We start from the raw sequence: 18491 nt of genomic DNA on the forward strand, positions 1-18491 counted from the left end.
GGACCTCCACTCCGCAGAGGCCGCGTTTCAGCAGGTCAGCGAATTCCGTCGGTTCGCCACGACCATGCTGCGGTCACCATCGGGACGTCCGGACTGGACCCGGGCCGCATGCCGTTTCGGGCAACGAGGCGATGACGAGGGACCTGGCTTGCTCCCGGATGACTCGTACAGATGGTCGAACGACTTCAGGAGGGGGCGCGCCCTATCAACATGGCCCGGTGGTGGTACTCGTACAGGCCGTCGAAGAGGGGGCCGGTCAGCTCCAGGATCCGCTGGTCGTCACAGATCATGGACAGGCCGCGCAGGACTGCGTCCACACCGGGGGCTTCGGGGGCGTCGTAGCGTTCGTCGTCGAGGTCGGCCTCGTGGACGATCTCCGCGAGTTTCCACAGCACGGGGTCGGCCAGCTCGTAGTGGCGCAGGATCGTCTCGAAGGAGCAGTCGCCGCCGTGGTGGCCGAGTTCCACACCGCGCATGTCGAACGGGGTCGCGTCGTCCGGGACTTCGGCGGGGTCGGTGACGAAGACGAACTGCGCCTCCTTGTCGACGTGCCGGCGGATCAGCCAGGCGCAGGCGGCCCGGTCGATGTGGATCCCGGCGCGGGTCGCCCACTTCATGCGCTCTTCCCCGGATGGCTTGCGGTCTTCGGCGCTGCGCCGGCTTTGCCGCCTGGCTCGTCGGCGAGGGCGCGTACGGCGGCATGTGCGCGGTCGCGTTCGAGGGGCGGGAAGAAGTCGCGTCGGCCGATACGTCGCAGTTCGGCGCGCAGCCTGCGGACGACCGATGCGGCGTTGGCCGCGCCGGCGGCTTGGGTTGCCTGGTCGATGACGGCTTGGTACTCGGCGGCGCGGGCGGTGGCCATGGCCGTCGCCAGTTCGCGCTCCTGGGCGTGGGTTGCCGGCCGGGCCAGCCAGATGGAGGCGGAGCCACCGGCTTCGATGGCCTCGTCGGCAATCCACTCCAGCTGTTCGCGGGTGCGGGCGTCGGCGGGCAGTGTGACCAGGCCGTCGGAGAGCTGGGCGACTCCCAGGCGCTTGAGCTTGCGCCAGATCTTGATGCGGGGCGTGGAGGGTTCTCGGGGCATCCGGTAGGAGAGCAGGACCCACTCGCCCGGGTTGCGGGTCGGCCGGTCAGCGGTCACGGCGTGTACCGATCCCTGCATCGGACGTTGTCCGGCCCATCGATGCTCCCCACAGTCAGATCGAATGCAACCATGGTTGCATGCTGCTTGGGGTGCATCAAGTGGACACGGGCGGGAGCGGAAGGGTGTGGAGGGTGATCCATACGACGGCGCCTCCGTCGGGGTGGTTGAAGGCGCCGTACGCGCCATCGGCTGCGCGGGCGATGGCGGCGGTGATGGCCAGTCCGAGGCCGGTTCCCGTGGTGGCGCGGGAGCGGTCGGCCTGGGTGAAGCGGTCGAAGGCGTGTGGAAGGAAGTCGGGCGGAAAGCCGGGGCCGTGGTCTCGGACCTCGATGCGGATCTGCTTCTCGTAGGGGCGGGCGGTCACTTCAACGGGGCCGCGGCCGTGCTGCTGGGCGTTGTGGAGAAGGTTCGTCACCGCTCGCTCCAGCCGGTCGCTCGGGATGGCGGCGGTCAGTCCGGCGGGGCAGTCGACGGTGACGGCCCTGCCAGGGGAGCCGTTGCGGAGACGGGCGGCCACGCTGCGCAGGAGAGGGGCCAGGTCGTGCACCGTCGACCCGGCCGGGGTGGTGTCGCGACGGTCGGTGCGGGCCAGGAGCAGCAGGTCCTCGGCGAGCTGGACGAGCCGTTCGGTCTCCTCGTGCGCGGAGACGAGGGCGGCGTGCAGTTCGGTGGCGCCGCGGGGGTGCCGTAGGGCGAGTTCGATCTCGGTGCGTAGCAGGCTGAGCGGGGTGCGCAGTTCGTGGCTGGCGTCGGCGACGAAGAGCCGCTCATGGTCCAGGGCGGTCTGAAGCCGGGTGAGCATGTCGTTGAGGGTGGTGGCGAGGCGGGCGATCTCGTCGCGGCTGGGGGGCACGTCGAGGCGGTAGCCGGGGGTGTCCTCGGTGACGGCGGCGGCTTGGGTGCGCATGCGTTCCACCGGGCGCAGGGCCGCGGCGGCCAGCAGGTAGGCGCCGATGGCGGCCAGCACGAACACGATGGGCAGTGCCGTGAGCAGCTCGCGCAGCAGGTCGTCGAGGGCTTCCTGCTGGGCCTGTTGGGCGATGCCGGTGGCGGTGCCGTATTCGCTCTGGGCCTCGCGGAAGCGGCTGAGGGTGAGGTAGCCGGCGCCGGTCAGGACCAGGGCCATCACGGCGGCGAAGATCGCGGTGAGGCGGATGCGGAGCGGGATGCGGTTCATGGTGTGCGGGTGGTGGTGCGGCCGCCGTCGCGGCGGATCCGGTATCCGGCGCCGCGGACGGTCTCGACGGCCCGGGTGCCGTAGGGGCGGTCGATCTTGTCGCGCAGGGCCTTGATGTGGGCGTCGACCACGTTGGAGCCGGGGCTTGTGCCCAGGTCCCAGCAGTGCTCGACGAGCATGGCGCGGGTCAGCACGGTGCCGGGGCGGCGCAGGAGCGCCTCCAACAGCGCGTACTCCTTGCCGGTCAGCGAGATCTCCTCCTCGCCGCGTTGCACAGTGCGCGTGGCCGGGTCCAGACGCAGATCGCCGGCGGTGAGGACGGCCGGGCGCTCGAACGGACCACGGCGGATCATCACCCGCAGCCGTGCGAAGAGCTCCTCCAGGCTGAACGGTTTGGTCAGGTAGTCGTCCGCTCCTCCGTCCAGGCCGCGCACGCGGTCGGCGACTGCGTCCTTGGCGGTCAGCATGAGCACCGGCAGCCACACACCGCGTTGCCGGAGGGTTACGCAGACCTCGAAGCCGTCCAGGCCCGGCAGCGTCACGTCCAGCACCATCGCGTCGTAGGCGGCCACGTCGGTGAGGGCGAGGGCCTGCGGGCCGTCGGGAGCCGTGTCGACGGCATAGCCTTCCTCTGTCAGGGCCCGGCACAGCAGGTCCCGCATCTTGGGCTCGTCCTCGACCACCAGGATCCGCATCGCACCTTCCCTCGTCCGCCGTCACCGCGCACGTCGTCGCACCCTTCACGATCCCCGCCGCTGATGAAGGTGGCATGAAGTCACCCGAGTGGGTGGGTCTTCATGGCAACTTCATCAGCGGCGGCTTCGCTGAGTTACACAGGCACCTTCGACAACGACCCCGACGAGGAGTGGTCATGTCACCCCGTTCGCGCACGAAGCCGACCGCAGGGACGGCGGCTGCGCTCCTGCTGGTGGCGAGCACCGGCCTGATGGCAGGCTGCGGCACCCAGACGAGAAGCCACGCCGGCGGCGGTACCGGTGTCGTCGCGGCGCAGGCCGCCTCCCGGCACCAGCACCTTGAACAGCCCGTCCAGACCACCGAGGCGGACTGGAAGCCGGTCGCCGATGCCCTCGGCCGCACTGGAACGCTGATGAAGGGCACCGTGTACCGCGTCCCGCTGCCCCGCAAGGACCTCACGGTCACCACCCAGGGCGTGACCGTGAAACCGGGCCTGTCGCTCGGCGGCTACGTGGCCTTCGCCAAGTACGAGCACGAGACCATGCTCATGGGCGACCTGGTCGTCACCGAGGACGAACTGCCCAAGGTCACCGACGCGCTGCAGGCCGCCGGGATCGAGCAGACGGCCCTGCACAAGCACCTGCTCCAGCAGTCCCCAGCGATCTGGTGGACGCACATCGACGCCATGGGCAACCCGGTCACTCTGGCCAAGGGCCTGAAGCCCGCGCTCGCCGCCACCGCCATCCCGCCCGCCTCGCCGCCCCCGGCCACCCAGCCGCCCATCGACCTGAACACCGCCGGCATCGACAAGGCACTCGGTCGCAAGGGCACGGCTGACGGCGGCATCTACAAGTTCTCCATCGCCCGCGCGAACACCGTCACCGACGGCACCCACGTGCTGCCGCCCGCGCTCGGCATCACCACCGGCATCAACTTCCAGCCCCTGGGCGGCAACAAGGCCGCCATCAACGGCGACTTCGTGATGACCGCACCTGAGGTGCAGAAGGTCATCCAGGCTCTGCGCAAGGGAGGCATCGATATCGTCGAGCTCCACAACCACTCTCTGACCGACCAGCCGCGCCTGTTCTACCTGCACTTCTGGGCCACCGGTGACGGCGTCACCCTGGCCAAGGCACTCCGACCGGCCCTTGACGCGACCGCCCTGGCTCCGGCGTGATCGGCTGGGGGCAGATCGTCTACGGCGCCGTGCTGTCGGCCATCTTCGCGGCCGTCCTCATCGCCGCTGCCCGGGGCCGCAGCCGTGCTGTCCTGGTGACCGGTGCGCTTGCCGCAGCGGTCGGGCCCCTGGCCTGGAACGCGATCCTGCGGGCCGCTCACGGAGATCAGTTCTTCACCGACGCACCCGTGATCGTCTTCCCCGTCAGCTGGCAGGACACCGGCTCCGGCGTCTTCACCCTCGCCGCCGCGTCCCTCGGCTACGGGCTCGGCCCGCTGGCCGCGCAGCCGAGCCGCACCAGCCTCCGCTACGCACTCCTGGCCGCCGCCGCGGCCCTGCTCGTCGACATCTACCTGTACTGAACGGCCCTCGGTCGTCCCGCCGCTCTCGGTGGACAGCGAGCGGCGGGACGACCGGGCCGCTTCACCACCGAACCGGGAAAGCCCGCACATGATCCGTCGTCCCAGCCCCCGCGCCCTGCTCGCCCTGACTGCCGGTCTGGTCCTCGCCGTCGTCGCCGCCGTGGCCGGCGTCCTCCTCACGCGGGGCGGTGGCCAGCCGCCCAAGGTGGCGCTGCCGCTCCGCCTGGTGAAGGAGATCGCCCTGCCGGGCGACAGCTCCCGCTTCGACTACGCGAGCCTCGACCCCGACCGCGGGCTGCTGTTCATCGCCCACCTCGGCGCGAGCCAGGTCATCGAGGTGGACGTTCACACGGACCGCGTCGTGCGCACCATCGACGGACTGCCCGGCGTCCACGGCGTGCTGGTCGTCCCGTCCCGCCACACGGTGTACGCCACCTCCACCGACGCCAACCAGGTGGCCGCCATCGACGAGGCCACGGGCACCGTGCTGCACCGAAGCCCCACCGGCGACTACCCCGACGGTTTGGCCTACGACCCGCTACACGGCACGGTGTGGACCACCAACGAGTCCGGCGGCTCGGAGACCGTCGTCGACGCCGCGACCGGAGCATCCCGCGGCACCGTCACCCTCGGCGGCGAGGCCGGAAACGTCGCCTACGACCCCACCACCCGGCAGATGCTCGTCGACGTCCAGAGCCGCAACGAACTCGCCGTCATCGACCCGACCACCCTCCACATCACCCGCCGCGTGCCCCTGCCCGGCTGCGACCACGACCACGGCCTCACCCTCGCCCCCACCGATCACCTGGCCTTCGTCGCCTGCGACGGCAACGCCCGCCTGCTGACCGTCGACCTGACCACCTGGCGCATCACCGGCAGCGACCGGGTCGGGCAGGACCCCGACGTGCTCGCCTACGACCCCGGCGCCCGCCACTTGTATGTGGCCGCCGAGTCCGGCTGGGTCACCACCGCCGACAACCGAAACGGGCGCCTGACCGTCACCGGCCGCGCCCACCTCGCGGACGGCGCCCACGTCGTCGCCGTCGACCCCACCACCCACCGCAGCTACTACCCCGTCCCGGACGGCTCCGACGGACACCCCGCGCTGCTCGTGTACCGGCCCGGACCGTGACCCCTCTGACGGCATCGGCCAAATTGATGTAACCATGGTTGCATGACTGCGGTGATAGGTGGAGATGGGTCCGCGGAGACGAGCGCGTTCGCCCTGGACCAGGTCACGGTCCGCCGCGGCGACGCGACCCTGCTGGAAGAGATCACCTGCTCCATCCCCGCCTCGGCCTGCACCGCTCTGGTCGGACCGAGCGGCGCGGGCAAGACCACCCTCCTGCGCCTCCTCAACCGGCTCGAAGAACCCACGACGGGACCGTCGCCTTCCGGGGCCGCCCCCTGCCGGCTTGGAACGTCCTGACCCTGCGCCGCCAGGTCACCCTCGTAGGCCAGCAACCCGTGCTGCTCACCGACACCGTCCTGAACGACCTGCGCGTCGGCCGCCCCGACCTCGACCGGCACGAAGCCGCTGCCCTGCTCGACCGCGCCCACCTGCCCGCCACCTACCTCGACCGCGCCACCACGAACCTCTCCGGCGGCGAAGCCCAACGCGTCTGCCTGGCCAGAGCCCTCGCCATCACTCCCCAGGCACTGCTCCTGGACGAACCCACCTCCGCCCTCGACGCGGTCGGCACCGCCGCCGTCGAAGGCGTCGTACACGAACTGGTCACCGACGGCCTGACCGTGGTCCTGGTCAGCCACAACACCGCACAGGCCCGCCGCCTCTCCGACCACGTCCTCGTCCTCGACGACGGCCGCCTCGCCGAACAGGGCGAGGCCCACCGCGTCGACTACCTGAAGGAGCCCGCGTGAACCCCGCCGTCCCCACCTGGGCGGGAGTCGCCGCCTCCGCCGCCCTCATCGCCCTCACCATCACCGTGGCCTGGCACGGACGCCTCCACCTGGCCCGTGACATCGCCGTCGCCGCCGTCCGCGCTGCACTTCAACTCGCCGCGGTCGGTGCCCTGTTGCTGCTGGTGTTCCGTCACACCGGACTGGCGGGTGCCATCGGCTGGCTCGGCATCATGGTGCTCGTCGCCGGGCAGGTGGCCGCCCGCCGCACCCCCGCCCTGCCCAAAGCCCTCCTCACGGCGACCGTCGCGATCACCCTCGGTACGGCGGCGACCATGGGCACCCTGCTCGCCCTCGGTGTGATCGCCACCCAGGCCCGCGTCGTTATCCCCGTCGGCGGCATGGTCGTCTCCGGCGCCATGCAGGCCACCGCCCTCGCCCTGACCCGCCTGCACGACGAGGTCCGCACGGCCCGCCCTGCCATCGAGGCCCGCCTCAGCCTCGGCCTCTCCGCCACCGACGCCTTCGCCCCGCACCAGCGCACCATCGTCCGTACGGCTCTGATCCCTGCCCTCGACTCCACCAAGACCGTCGGCGTCATCAGCCTGCCCGGCGCCATGACCGGCCTCATCCTCGCCGGAGTCGACCCCTTCACGGCGATCCGCTACCAGATCGTCGTGATGTACATGCTGCTCGCCGCAGCGGCGCTCGCCGCGCTCACTGCCGTCCGCCTCGCCGAACGCGCCCTGTTCGACGATGCCCACCGACTGCGTCCCCTTGAAGGGGCTGAAGGCGCCAGGGCCACTTCCGGCTCCCTGGGCTGAGAAATGCTGACCCTTTCTCGGGACGCCTCGTTGGTCTGAGCGCAGTATCTTCGTTGGTGCACCTGTTGTGGGTGAAACTCCGGGACACGCGAGGGAATGAGGAAGAGCGGAAGAGGTTCTTGCACTTCTTCCGTCTCGTTGACGGTTTGCGTATTGAGGGTTAAACCAGTCAGCCAGATGCGCCGGAAATTGATCCGCCGCACAGCTTCCCGGCGAAGGGATCGCCCATGGCGACCAGTCTCGTCCCCCAGACCACCGACTTCACCCTGGACGTCCTTGGCCGCTACGTCTGCAACGGCCTTGACGAGGCCCTGGCCAGCACTGATACGACTGCTCATGTCGATGCACGGCCCTTCGATCTGATCGTGCTGGGTGGCGGGAGTTTCGGGTCGATCCTCGCCGGCCACCTGTTCTACAACGACACTTCGCACGCACATCGAATTCTTGTACTAGAGGCTGGGTCGTTCGCGCTCCCGGAACACGTGCAGAATCTCCCGCCCCAGCTGAGCCCCGGAGAAGTGTGGGGAGTTCCGTGGAATTCGGACAGTCCCCAGCCATGGAATCAGCGCTTCCCCGGTCTCGCCTTCTGTCCGGGCGGCCGGTCGCTGTTCTGGGGCGGATGGTCACCGTATTTCATCGACTCCGAACTGGCCGGATGGCCCAAGTCCGTGAGCGACGATCTCACCGCGGGCGGTTACCTCGATACGGCAGCCGAGCAGATCGGCACTGCCCAGACCAACGACTTCGTCTACGGCCCATTCCACCAGGCGCTGAAAGAGCGCCTGTTCGACGGATTGCGCGCCCGCGCGAACAACTCGACTGCCCTGGTGGGCAACCGGGGCACGCCGATGACCGCCAGCCGACCGAAGAAACAACTGCTGCACGAACTCGATGCCCCGCTCGCCGTGCAGTCAGCCTCCCCGCGCCCCGGCTTCTTCCCGTTCAACAAGTTCAACGCCATGCAACTGCTCATCCGGGCCGCTCGGTTGGCCCAAGCCGAAGCGGAAAACAGCGCCGTGGGCGGTCCCGGCGAGCGGGACGTGATGAAGCGGCTCATGCTCGTCGACCGCACCAGGGTCATCCGCCTGGAACGGCAGGGCGGCCGCATCACACGGGTGGTCACCAATCGGGGCACGATCGACGTCCCCGCGAGCGGCCACGTCTTCCTCGGCCTGGGCACGGTGGAAAACACCCGGGTCGCCCTGGCCACACTGCCGAACACGCACGGCCTGATCGGCCGCAACCTCATGGCACACCTGCGCTCCAACGTGACGATCCGCGTGCCGCGCACCGCCCTTGGCAACGCCCTGGCCGGCGTCAAGGAACTCGCCGTCTCAGCCCTGTTCGTCAAGGGCGTTCACACCCACACCGACGGCAGCCTCGGGCACTTCCACCTCCAGATCACGGCCTCCGGCGTCGGGGCGCTGGGCACCGACTCCGAGGCGGAGCTGTTCAAGAAGATCCCCGACATCGACACGCTCGACAGCTTCCGCGACCTGACGGACGAGTGGGTCGTCGTGACCTTGCGCGGTATCGGCGAGATGACCGGCGACAAGACGTCGCCCGACCCGGAGAACCGGGTCGCCCTGGACGTGCTCGGCCCGCAGGGCCCTTACGACTACGGCCAGCCCCGGGCACTCGTACGCCTGGAGGCGCAGGACCCGGCCGATCCGATCGGACGCAACATGGCGCTGTGGGAGGCTCTGGACCGCGCCGCCGACGAGGTCGCACTGATCCTGGCGAACGGCGGGCCGGTCCAGTACCTCGGCAGCGGTGGCTGGCAGAACACCCCGCCGTCGACCGACGCCCGCCGCGACGCGCTTTCCTCCACCCACCACGAGAGCGGCACCCTCTGGATGGGGGAGGACCCGGCATCCTCGGTGACCGATGTCTGGGGTCGTCTGCACGAGAGCGACAACCTCCACGCGGTGGGCCCGTGCGTCCTGCCGACCATCGGCTCGCCGAACCCCATGCTCTCCGGGGTCGCCCTGTCCCGCCGCACGGCCGACCACATCCAGCCCCGCCCGCAACCTCCGGCTCCCGAAGCCGGTTTCCGTCACCTCTTCGACGGCACCGACCGGACCTATCGCCTGTGGCGCGGTGTCGGCGGGGGCAGTTTCGCCCTGGTCGACGGCGCCATCGTCGCCCAGCCCGGCGGTGCCGAACTGGGGCTGCTCTACTACGCGCGCCAGCCGTTCAGCGACTTCGTCCTCCGGCTGCAATTCCGCATCGGAACGGTCCAGGACAACTCCGGAATCTTCGTACGCTCTCGCGACCCACGACAGCCCGTCCCCGACCGGGCCGACCCCACCCGCCTGATCCCCTACAACAACCAGCACTGGGTCGCCGTCGACACCGGCTTCGAGATCCAGATCGACGAAACCGCAGCACCGGACGGCCAGGACATGCACCGCACTGGCGCCGTCTACGGGATTACCGTCCCGGCCGGCCAGGCTTACCAACGGCCCGCTCCGCTGCTCCCCTCGCAGTGGACGGACTACGAGATCGAGGTCCGCGGCGACACGTACACGGTCCGAGTGAACGGCACCCAGACCTCGCTGTTCACCAACACCGACACCTGGCGCGGCAAGCCGGCCACCGCAGACCCGACCTCGGGCTTCATCGGACTCCAGGCCCACACGGGAAAGGTCGCCTTCCGGAACATCCGCATCAAGGAACTCTGACACCCGACCCCGAGCCGTGCAGGCGGTCGGTTCGGAAATTGGAAAAGGGAACGCTGCCCTCGCTTCCGCGGGGGTTCAGCGGGCCCTTTTCTCTTTGCAGCCCTGTCCTGCAGGAGATCGCCAAGACGACGACGGCTACGCGTGCCGCGTGAGACCGGGACGACCTCGCCGAAGAGCGGGTCAACGACCGGTGCGGCCCGAATACCTCCGTGGGCCGGTGCCCCGGGGCTTCAGGATCGGCGTCCGAAGATCCGCAGGTGGTTGCCGAGGCCGGCCACCAGCAGGCCGACCACGACCCCGCTCGCCCACTGCCCGGTGGTCATCACGCCGCTTGCCCCCAGGACGACGTGTGCGAGAGCAACCAGGACGCCGGCACCGATGGTGAGAGCGGGGACGTTGACCGGCCGCCGTGCGACGGGCCGTTCCTGCTGCTCGCCCACGCCCGCACCGCGCAGGGTGAGTTCGAACACGGGGTGCTCTGCAGCGGCCGCGGTGAACGCCTGGGGCGTGGCGCCCGGCGGCAGGGCGAGTGTCCGGCGCAGGACGAAGCCGCCGATGGGCCGGGCCAGCCGGGGCCCCAGGACTTCTCGCAGTACCACCGCGGCCTCATCCTGCGACAACTCCACCGCGGTGAAGGCGTAGTGTCGGCGTCCGCGGGAGACTGATCCCTCGCCGGCCGCACGGAGGTTGCGCACCCACTGCGCGTCCGCGTCGTGGGTGGCGACGAGCCACCGGCGTCCGTCGCGTTCGAACAGGTCCACCGGGTTGGTGCGCGGCTCGCCGCTCTTGCGGCCGCGCACCGTCAGCATCATCACCGGGCCGAGCCGGACGCCGGAGCGGACCAGGAGCCTGATGGCGCGCGTTACCTGGGAAAGCACTGCGCGGTCGAAGCGGCTGTGCTGGTGCGGCGCGGCGCCGGTCGGCCGGCTGTGGGCGGACTTCAGCACGCGGTAGACGACCGCGAGCACAAGCAGCGTCAACACCGCGACCGCGGTCACAGCTATCGCAAGGTAGATCACTTTCCACTCCTTGAGGGTTGGGAGCCGGTCAGCGAGCGCACGACCAGCTCGATCTCCCGCCGCCGGGACCGCCGCCCCGCGCCGTCCCCGTGCAAATAGCTCTGAAAGGCGTCGTCGTGGCACATGCTCACGACGATCGATGCGGCGGCCCTGCAGTCCGCGTCGGCGGCGATGCGGCCGAGACGACGCTCCGCGACGAGGTATTGCTCGACGGCTGTGGCCGGGTCGCTGAGCATGCCGACTTCCGCCATCCGGCGGCGGACCTCCGCCAGCAGCGCGGTGTCCGAGAACGCGGCGGCGAACAGGGGCACCAGTTCGCCGAGCACCGTCGACGCCTGGTCGGCGAAGTACTCCAGGTTCTCGGCGAGGGTGCCGATTCCGGCCCGGGCAGGCAGATCGGCGACGGGGTCGGTGATAGTGCGCGCACGGTGGACGATCGCGGCGGCCACGAGCCCGACCCGGTTGCCGAAGTAGTTGTACAGCGTGCCGCCCGCCAGGCCCGCTTCCTCGGCGATGGCCCGGGTCGAGGCCGCGGCGAGCCCGTCCCGGGCGACGACCCGGTAGGCGGCGGTGAGAATGTGCTCGCGTACGGCCTCGGTGTCACCGCCCGTTGCGGACTGGACGCGGGCGGGCAGTGGTCTGCTCACGGGGACCTCCGTCCGCGGCGCACGGCGAGCCGACGGAAGGCGGCCACGTGCAGGGCGGCCGCGACGGCGACCAGCAGCCCGACAGTGATGCCGCCGAGCCACCGTTGGCCCACCCGCACGATTTCCAAGGTCAGCAGGACGTGCACGAGCACGACCACCGCAATCGCGGACACCGCGATGACCAGGTCCCGTCGCAGCCTCAACCGCATGCATCCTCCCTGCCAGAGTTATGAGCGCAGGCTCATAACTCAATAATGAGCGTGCGTTCATAACGCTGTCAAGACAGTCCTGCGACGCCCGTGAGAAGGGGCCTGCGATGGCTGAGCGTATGACGGACAGTGCTCGGTCGAATACGCTGCGCATGTGATCGGACTGCGGACCTGCACGGGAACCGGCAGGGGTTCGGGCCGGCTCGGCCTGTTGCTCGGCCTCGTTGTGGCAGTCGCTGTTCACCTGGGGGGAGCGGTGCATGGTGCGTCGTTCGAGGGCCCGCACATCGGCGCCTTGGCGGTCGATGTCTGGGAGCACGCTGCGGACGCCGGCAGGCTCGCTCCCCACCACGCGGACGGGCACATCGATCACGCCGCCGACCGGCCGCGGTCCGTAGCCCTCGACGACCGCTTCCTCGAGCCCGCGAGCCACTTCCTTGAGCCCGGGACCGACTGTCTCGCCGTCACCCCGGCCTCGGCGCCCGGCACGGGCGGCGCCGCGCCGCGCGACCCACCGGGAGTCTCCCGCTCGCCATACTGCTGCTCCGCCCTCGCGCTCCACTGCGTCTGGCGCCAGTAGGCACCCCCGCACGCCCCGGTCCATCCGGATCAGTAAAGAGACGGCTTCGTCCCGATTCTCCGACTTGAAGGGCTCATCCGGGGCGAGGAACGTGATGGCACGGCGAGGGGAGAACTCTCGTCCATGGAAGGAGACACCATGAGCGGCTGGGGGCAGCCGAATCCCGCCCTCTCGGCACGGGCGTTCACCGGTTCCGCTCGACGGGCAGTTCCAGGCAGAGCTCGTAGCCCCCCTGAGGCGTGGGGCCGGATGTGACGGTGCCGCCGAGGAGCTCGGCCCGTTGGGTCAGGCCGACCAGGCCGTGGTTCGCGCTCGGCAGGGCGAGTGCACTTCGCGTGGGTGCCGTGTTGGTGATGGTGGTCCGGAGGGCGCCGTCCCTGCGGTGGATACGCACGGTCGCTGTGGCGCCAGGGGCGTGTTTGCGGACGTTGGTCAGCGCTTCCTGCACAGTGCGGTAAACGGCGCGCTGGACCGTGGGTGCAAGCTCGTCGGGCAGGTCGGTCTCCAACTGCGCTTCGATGCCGCTTGCGTCGACGAGGCGCTTCAGATCGGCGAGGGAAGGCTGGGGGGTGAGTTCCGTGGGACTGCTGCCGGAGGCCCGCAGAACGCTGACCATGTGCCGCAGTTCCTCCAGGGTCTGTACGCTGAGGCGGCGGATCGTGGCCGCGGCCTGTCTCGTCTCGGCGTCCCGGCCGCCGACCTGGAGTGCTCCCGCCTGTACGGCGATGAGGCTGACCTGGTGGGAGACCACGTCGTGCATCTCCCGGGCAAGCTGTGCGCGCTCCTTCGCCAGCACGCTCTGGGCGGTCAGCAGCCGCTCGTGCTCGCGGGCCTCGGAAATCTCGGCGAGCCGCAGAGAAAGTTCGTGCCGGGCCTGGACAAGTTGGCCCAGGAAGACGGGAGCGGCCGCTGTGGCCAGGGCGAGGCTGACGTGGAACAGGCCGTCCGTCTGGACCAGTTCGGTGGATCTCAGGGACGACCACGGCCACGGCAAGAAGTCGGTGATCGCATAGCTCAGGGCGCAGCCTCCCAGCAGGAGGCGGTTGCGGCTGAGTGAGGAGAGTGTGTACAGCGCGGCCATGGGGGCGACCGCCGCCTCGGTGACCAGGGCGGTGGGAAGCGTGAGAAGAAAGGTCGTCAGTGGCAGGTGGCGACGCAACATGAGGGCGAGGGCGCCGAGCAGCGCGCAAGCCGTGGCCGGTTGCTCCCCGGCATCGACATGAGCCCAGGCGTCCGCCAGCGCGAACGCGACGAGGGCGGTGTCGAGTAGTAGGGCTCGCGTCCGTCGGGCGTTCACCGGGCGCCCTCGTTCTGGGCCGGTGTGAGCAGGCCCGCGCGTTCGGCGATCAGGGCCGCCTGCAGGCGGCTGCTGACCTGTAGTTTGCCGAGGACGTTGGTGACGTGGCCCTTGATGGTGCCGGTGCTCAGGTGCAGCCGTTCGCCGATGTCGGGATTGGCGAGTCCTTCGGCCATGAGGAGGAGGACAGCTTGCTCGCGTTCGGTCAGCCGGGCGGCGAGGCGGACGGCGGCGGGCTCGCGGACGCCGTTGTTGAGGTAGCTGTCCACCACCATGCGCGTGACCTCGGACGACAGCACCGTCCCGCCCTGGGCCAGGGTGCGCACCAGGTGGGGAAGCTGCTCGGGGTCGGTGTCCTTGAGCAGGAACCCGGCGGCGCCCGAGCGCAGGGCGGTCGCCACGTAGTCGTCGGTGTCGAACGTGGTGAGCATGGCCACCACCGGGGCCTGTGGCATGCGGCGAAGGTCCGCCAGAATGGTGAGCCCGTCCACGTCCGGCATCCGGATGTCGAGCAGGACGATGTCGGGCTGCAGCTCCCGCACCGTCTGCACGGCCTGGCCGCCGGGTACAGCCGCGACGACCTCGATGTCGTCCGCCTTGTTGAGAATGTGCGTGAAGCCCGTGCGGACCAAGGCTTCGTCGTCGACCACCAGTACACGGATCACGTGCGCTCCGCTCGTCGCATGCCTGCTGCTCGATCCCTACCCCTGTGGGCGCCACCCGTCCGCGACCGAAGCGAGATTCCCGTCGGTTGGCGGCGTGGCCTCGGCCGGTCGGCGGGGTGCCTCCGGAAAGCTGCCGGGGAGGATAGGGCGGGTCTTGGGTGAATGCATTGGGCATGAGTCAGAAAGCACCGTCGGTGTTCCCGACAGACGTGTCACCGCCGCTTGAGGGTGACCAAACCTCCGTCCCCTCCGACAGGCCCTCGACGAGGCGACTGATCGGCATCGACCTGGCCCGCGGCCTCGCGGTCTTCGGCATGTACTCCGCCCACGTCGGCCCCGACGTGACGGTCGGCGGCCCGGTGGGATTCCTGCTGGAGACGGCACGTGGCCGCTCCTCCGCCCTCTTCGCGCTGCTCGCCGGCTTCTCGGTGGTCATCATCACGGGCCGCCCGCATCCCCGGACCGGGCGCTCAGGCCGGCAGGCAGTGGCCAGGATCGTGATCCGTGCCGTCGTCCTCCTCGCGCTCGGCTACGCGTTGACCGCCCTGGACACCCAGGTCGACGTGATCCTCAGCTTCTACGCTCTGCTCTTCCTGACCGTCCTCCCGCTGTACCGGTTGCGGGCGGGGACGCTCGCCCTCATCGCTGCCGCGAGTGCGCTGATACTGCCCCAGGTCCTGTACGTGATCAGAACGTCCATCGACGACGGGAACTGGGCCGACATCGTCACTGCCCGTGACCCCTTGGCCCTGACCACCGGCACCGACGGCGTCATCGAACTCCTGTTCAATGGCGAGTATCCGGTGCTCACCTGGATCCCGTTCCTGATCGCGGGCATGGCGGTTGCCAGGCTTGACCTCGCACGGCCGGGCATCAGATCTCGCCTCGCACTCGCCGGCGGGGCGCTCTCCGTGCTGGGCTACGGCGGCTCCTGGCTTGCCCTGCGCCTGGTCCCCCACGCCCTGTCCGCCGTCGCCTCCGCCACGGACGGCGGCTCGGCATCGTCCGCGTGGTGGTCCGACACCGTCGGCGAACCCGAGGACCACCCCCCGCTCGCCTGGCTGCTCGTGGCCGCACCGCACAGCCAGACGACCTTCTCCATCGTCGGTAACACCGGGGTCGCCCTCGCCGTGGTCGCCGCGTGCCTGACCGTCGCCGACCGGATGCCGCGCCTGACGCGCCTGGCCAGACCCGTTGCCGCGGTGGGCATGATGGCGCTGACCGTCTACGCCCTGCACATCGTCGCGCTGTGGTTCTTCAGCGACGTCTGGTACGTGGCCGCGATCGAGGGCCAGACCCTGTCCGCCCTCACGGTGCTGCTCGGCTTCATCGCAGCCGCCACGCTCCTGGCGACCGTATGGACCCGGCTGTTCCGGCGCGGCCCCCTGGAACAACTTCTCCATCTCGCCACCCGGCCGGCACGGAACATCAAATAAGGCGGCTCCGCTGCCACCGTGCGGGGCTACGCGACGGAAGTCACCGCTGTCGGAGCCAGGTTGGTCCCCTGTCCGGGTCGCCGCCCCGCGCCGGCGACGCCGTCGAGCGATCCCGGGCTGCGGCGACACGCTCGTGACCTGCGCTGTACCAAAGTGCCAACTATCTCTCTGATTCGGCGCCGCCAGTCAGTGAAGCTACTTGGCATCAGTGCAGGTCACGAACATTGCCTGATGCCAACTAGCAATCCTGGTCACACGTTGTGGCGAGGATTTCTGGGTGACACTCGCAATCGATTCCTGACACCAAGATCGACTCTGCGTCAAGGCTGCAGGAAGAGCGGATATCAAGAGTCTTGCGGCCGCCATCGAAGGAGCGCGGGGATGGTGGAGTGGTCGGTGGTCTCCATAGTGACGATGACTTCTCGGCCCGTGGCAGTTCCCAGCCATGTAACGAAGTCGCGCACAGACTCGAAGGTCTTTGGATCCACAACGTCGCAAGGGTCGAAGGTGAACTCGATCTCCTCGATCTCGAAGAAGTAGCTCGTGAACCACATGTCTCCGATCGACACCCCTCCTGGCCTGCGCTGTACCAAGGTGCCGACCATCTCTCTGATGCTGTCCCTGCGGTTGCTGGAACTACTTGGCATCCGCGCAGGTCGCGAAGGGTGCCTTGTGTCAACTAGCAATCCTGGTCACAGCCGTTGTGACGAGGAGTTTTCTCATCCCGGCGCGGTGGGGACGAACCCGACCTGGCTCCACGACGGGCGACGATGAAGCCGGTCTGGTCCAGCGGTGGGCAGCGCCACGCCCTCCTTCAGGGCAACGGTGGAGATGACTACGGCGGCAACCGGGTCGGCCCACGACCAACCCATGAGGGAGTTGGTGAGCAGTCCGGCGAGCGTGCGGCTGACAGACAGGTGCACAGCACGTCTGCTTCGAGTCGGCGACCGCCGAGGTGGGGCCCAGCCCGCGTCCCGGGCCCACACGGGCACTGACGCTCCGCTTCTTCCCGCCCGTCGCCCTTCATGCCCTGCGTGGGCGACAGCACTGGACACGGTTTGGGCCGCCCTGATGTGTGTCATGCCCTGGATGCATTCAGATGATCAGTCGTTTACCTCTGCTTTGCCAACGCCTGGTCATCTGGCTCCCGTTGGTACCCGCAACTTCCATCGGACGTTCCAGGAGTCATTTCATGCACAGACCCACCCGCCGTCACCTCATGGTCGCGACTGTCCTGGTCGCCGCGACCACGGCCGCCGTGGCTGTCACCTCCGCCGCCGGTGCCTTCGACAACGCGCAGCAGACGAAGGACGCGATCAAGGGCGGGAAGGCGAAGAACGTCATCCTGCTCATCGGTGACGGCATGGGCGACTCGGAGATCACCCTCGCCCGTGACTACACCGTCGGCGCCAACGGCCGCCTGAACATGGACAAGTTCCCGCTGACCGGCGCCTACACCACGTACGCGGTCCACGCCGACGGCACCCCCGACTACGTCACCGACTCCGCCGCCAGCGGCACCGGCTGGGCCACCGGCGTGAAGACCATGAACGGTCGCATCTCCAAGACCCCCGGCACCGACAAGCCGGTGCGGACCCTCCTGGAGCTGGCGCAGAAGAACGGGTACGCCACCGGCAACGTCACCACCGCCGAACTCACCGACGCCACCCCGGCCGTGCTCGCCTCCCACGCCACCGACCGCTCCTGCCAGGGTCCGGCCGACATGGCCAAGTGCCCCGCCGACACGATCGCCGCCGACGGTCCGGGCTCGATCGCCGAGCAGGAGGTCAACCACAAGGTCGACGTGCTCTTCGGCGGCGGCAAGCAGCGGTTCGACCAGACCGTCACCGACGGCGAGTACAAGGGCCTCACCGTAACCCAGCAGGCGCGGAAGCTGGGTTACCAGGTCGTTACCGACAACTCCGGCCTGAAGAGCGTGAAGTCCGGCAAGCCGGTGCTGGGCCTGTTCGCCTCCGGCAACGTCCCGGTCGAGTGGACCGGCAAGGCGGCGGCCGTCGGCGGCACGGACCCGCAGCGGTGCGTGACCTCCAACCCGAACCGGTCGTCGACGACCCCGAGCCTCGTGGATTCCACCACCAGGGCAATCCAGCTGCTCGAGGCCAAGCAGAAGCAGAAGCACTCGAAGCAGGGCTTCTTCCTCCAGGTCGAGGGTGCCTCGATCGACAAGCAGGACCACGCCGCCGACCCCTGTGGCCAGATCGGCGAGACGGCCGCCTTCGACCGTGCGGTGAAGGTCGCCCGCGCCTACGCCGCCAAGCACCCCGACACTCTTGTCGTCACCACCGCCGACCACGGCCACACCAGCCAGATCGTCCCGCTGGAGGCCACCCCGCCCGGCCTGTCCTCCACCCTGGTCACCAACGAGGGCCAGCAGCTGAAGGTCAACTACTCGACCAACACCCCGGGCCGGTCCCAGGAGCACACCGGCACCCAGGTCCGCATCGCTGCCCAGGGCCCGCTGGCCTACCGCGTGCTCGGCGTCACCAACCAGACCGACCTGTTCACCACCATCCGCGAGGCACTCCGCCTGCGCTGACCCCGAAAGAGGGGGAGAGCAACGGCAACCGCCGCCCCCTCTCACCCCTGCACCAGCGCAAGAGCGTGCCGCCCGCCGGCGGCACGCTCTCTCAGTGTCGCGAGACCGACGAGACTCCTCAGTTTTGAACATGTTCAATTCTCGGCGTACGCTCTGC

At 69.4% G+C, this 18491-nt stretch carries 18 protein-coding genes and 2 pseudogenes; 9 read left to right on the top strand and 11 right to left on the bottom strand.

What is annotated here, in order from left to right:
- Positions 1-185 precede the first annotated feature (185 nt).
- The 4 genes from N8I87_RS29245 to N8I87_RS29265 form a co-directional block, all read right to left on the bottom strand.
- Entirely contained in the window at positions 186-617 is a 432-nt protein-coding gene (locus tag N8I87_RS29245; protein ID WP_263213229.1) for a chromate resistance protein ChrB domain-containing protein, read from the bottom strand.
- The gene (locus N8I87_RS29250) at positions 614-1141 is read right to left on the bottom strand and encodes a Chromate resistance protein ChrB (RefSeq protein WP_263213230.1); all 528 of its coding nucleotides are present in this window, start codon (positions 1139-1141) and stop codon (positions 614-616) included. Before N8I87_RS29250 ends, N8I87_RS29245 begins: the two co-directional genes overlap by 4 nt.
- 97 nt (positions 1142-1238) lie before the next feature.
- On the bottom strand, positions 1239-2321 hold the full coding sequence (locus tag N8I87_RS44095) for a sensor histidine kinase (protein WP_317633503.1): 1083 nt from the start codon (positions 2319-2321) through the stop codon (positions 1239-1241).
- Complete coding sequence (locus N8I87_RS29265; protein WP_263213231.1) at positions 2318-3016, bottom strand: response regulator transcription factor; 699 nt, start codon at positions 3014-3016, stop codon at positions 2318-2320. Before N8I87_RS29265 ends, N8I87_RS44095 begins: the two co-directional genes overlap by 4 nt.
- Before the next feature lie 176 nt (positions 3017-3192).
- Between N8I87_RS29265 and N8I87_RS29270 the strand changes: the two genes are divergently transcribed.
- The 6 genes and pseudogenes from N8I87_RS29270 (at position 3193) to N8I87_RS29295 (ending at position 9924) form a co-directional block, all read left to right on the top strand.
- Complete coding sequence (locus N8I87_RS29270; protein WP_263213232.1) at positions 3193-4194, top strand: DUF1259 domain-containing protein; 1002 nt, start codon at positions 3193-3195, stop codon at positions 4192-4194.
- Positions 4191-4556, top strand: a complete 366-nt coding sequence (locus N8I87_RS29275; RefSeq protein WP_263213233.1) for a hypothetical protein — start codon at positions 4191-4193, stop codon at positions 4554-4556. The genes N8I87_RS29270 and N8I87_RS29275 overlap by 4 nt, the downstream gene beginning before the upstream one ends.
- A gap of 88 nt (positions 4557-4644) precedes the next feature.
- The gene (locus tag N8I87_RS29280; protein WP_263213234.1) at positions 4645-5688 is read left to right on the top strand and encodes a YncE family protein; all 1044 of its coding nucleotides are present in this window, start codon (positions 4645-4647) and stop codon (positions 5686-5688) included.
- 42 nt (positions 5689-5730) lie between these two features.
- Positions 5731-6437, top strand: a pseudogene (locus tag N8I87_RS29285) (ABC transporter ATP-binding protein).
- Entirely contained in the window at positions 6434-7240 is an 807-nt protein-coding gene (locus tag N8I87_RS29290; RefSeq protein ID WP_263213235.1) for an ABC transporter permease, read from the top strand. The pseudogene N8I87_RS29285 and the gene N8I87_RS29290 overlap by 4 nt, the downstream one beginning before the upstream one ends.
- Positions 7241-7467: 227 nt before the next feature.
- Positions 7468-9924, top strand: coding sequence for a 3-keto-alpha-glucoside-1,2-lyase-like domain-containing protein (locus N8I87_RS29295; RefSeq protein ID WP_263213236.1), 2457 nt, complete (start codon positions 7468-7470; stop codon positions 9922-9924).
- A gap of 230 nt (positions 9925-10154) precedes the next feature.
- Here N8I87_RS29295 and N8I87_RS29300 read toward each other — a convergent pair whose 3' ends face one another.
- The 3 genes from N8I87_RS29300 to N8I87_RS29310 are packed head-to-tail and all read right to left on the bottom strand — an operon-like array spanning position 10155 to position 11799.
- On the bottom strand, positions 10155-10943 hold the full coding sequence (locus N8I87_RS29300) for a nitroreductase family deazaflavin-dependent oxidoreductase (RefSeq protein ID WP_263213237.1): 789 nt from the start codon (positions 10941-10943) through the stop codon (positions 10155-10157).
- Positions 10940-11590 (bottom strand): TetR/AcrR family transcriptional regulator, encoded by a 651-nt coding sequence (locus N8I87_RS29305; RefSeq protein WP_263213238.1) that lies wholly within the window; start codon positions 11588-11590, stop codon positions 10940-10942. The genes N8I87_RS29300 and N8I87_RS29305 overlap by 4 nt, the downstream gene beginning before the upstream one ends.
- Positions 11587-11799, bottom strand: a complete 213-nt coding sequence (locus N8I87_RS29310; RefSeq protein ID WP_263213239.1) for a hypothetical protein — start codon at positions 11797-11799, stop codon at positions 11587-11589. Before N8I87_RS29310 ends, N8I87_RS29305 begins: the two co-directional genes overlap by 4 nt.
- Before the next feature lie 256 nt (positions 11800-12055).
- Between N8I87_RS29310 and N8I87_RS29315 the strand changes: the two genes are divergently transcribed.
- The gene (locus tag N8I87_RS29315) at positions 12056-12379 is read left to right on the top strand and encodes a hypothetical protein (RefSeq protein ID WP_263213240.1); all 324 of its coding nucleotides are present in this window, start codon (positions 12056-12058) and stop codon (positions 12377-12379) included.
- A 184-nt stretch (positions 12380-12563) separates the two neighbouring features.
- On the opposite strand, the gene N8I87_RS29320 is transcribed toward N8I87_RS29315, so the two are convergent.
- Positions 12564-13676 (bottom strand): sensor histidine kinase, encoded by a 1113-nt coding sequence (locus N8I87_RS29320; RefSeq protein WP_263213241.1) that lies wholly within the window; start codon positions 13674-13676, stop codon positions 12564-12566.
- Positions 13673-14341, bottom strand: a complete 669-nt coding sequence (locus tag N8I87_RS29325) for a response regulator (RefSeq protein WP_263213243.1) — start codon at positions 14339-14341, stop codon at positions 13673-13675. Before N8I87_RS29325 ends, N8I87_RS29320 begins: the two co-directional genes overlap by 4 nt.
- A 173-nt stretch (positions 14342-14514) precedes the next feature.
- Between N8I87_RS29325 and N8I87_RS29330 the strand changes: the two genes are divergently transcribed.
- Positions 14515-15777 (top strand): DUF418 domain-containing protein, encoded by a 1263-nt coding sequence (locus N8I87_RS29330; RefSeq protein WP_263213244.1) that lies wholly within the window; start codon positions 14515-14517, stop codon positions 15775-15777.
- Between the two features lie 344 nt (positions 15778-16121).
- Here N8I87_RS29330 and N8I87_RS29335 read toward each other — a convergent pair whose 3' ends face one another.
- Together N8I87_RS29335 and N8I87_RS29340 are read right to left on the bottom strand one after the other, a co-directional pair.
- Positions 16122-16382, bottom strand: a complete 261-nt coding sequence (locus tag N8I87_RS29335) for a hypothetical protein (RefSeq protein ID WP_263213245.1) — start codon at positions 16380-16382, stop codon at positions 16122-16124.
- Positions 16383-16496: 114 nt separating this feature from the next.
- A pseudogene (locus N8I87_RS29340) lies at positions 16497-16752 on the bottom strand (hypothetical protein); the annotation flags it as partial.
- A 217-nt stretch (positions 16753-16969) separates the two neighbouring features.
- Here N8I87_RS29340 and N8I87_RS29345 point away from each other — a divergent pair.
- Positions 16970-18334 (top strand): alkaline phosphatase, encoded by a 1365-nt coding sequence (locus N8I87_RS29345; protein ID WP_263213246.1) that lies wholly within the window; start codon positions 16970-16972, stop codon positions 18332-18334.
- Positions 18335-18491: the final 157 nt, after the last annotated feature.

This window comes from Streptomyces sp. HUAS 15-9, assembly GCF_025642155.1.
Lineage (GTDB): Bacteria > Actinomycetota > Actinomycetes > Streptomycetales > Streptomycetaceae > Streptomyces.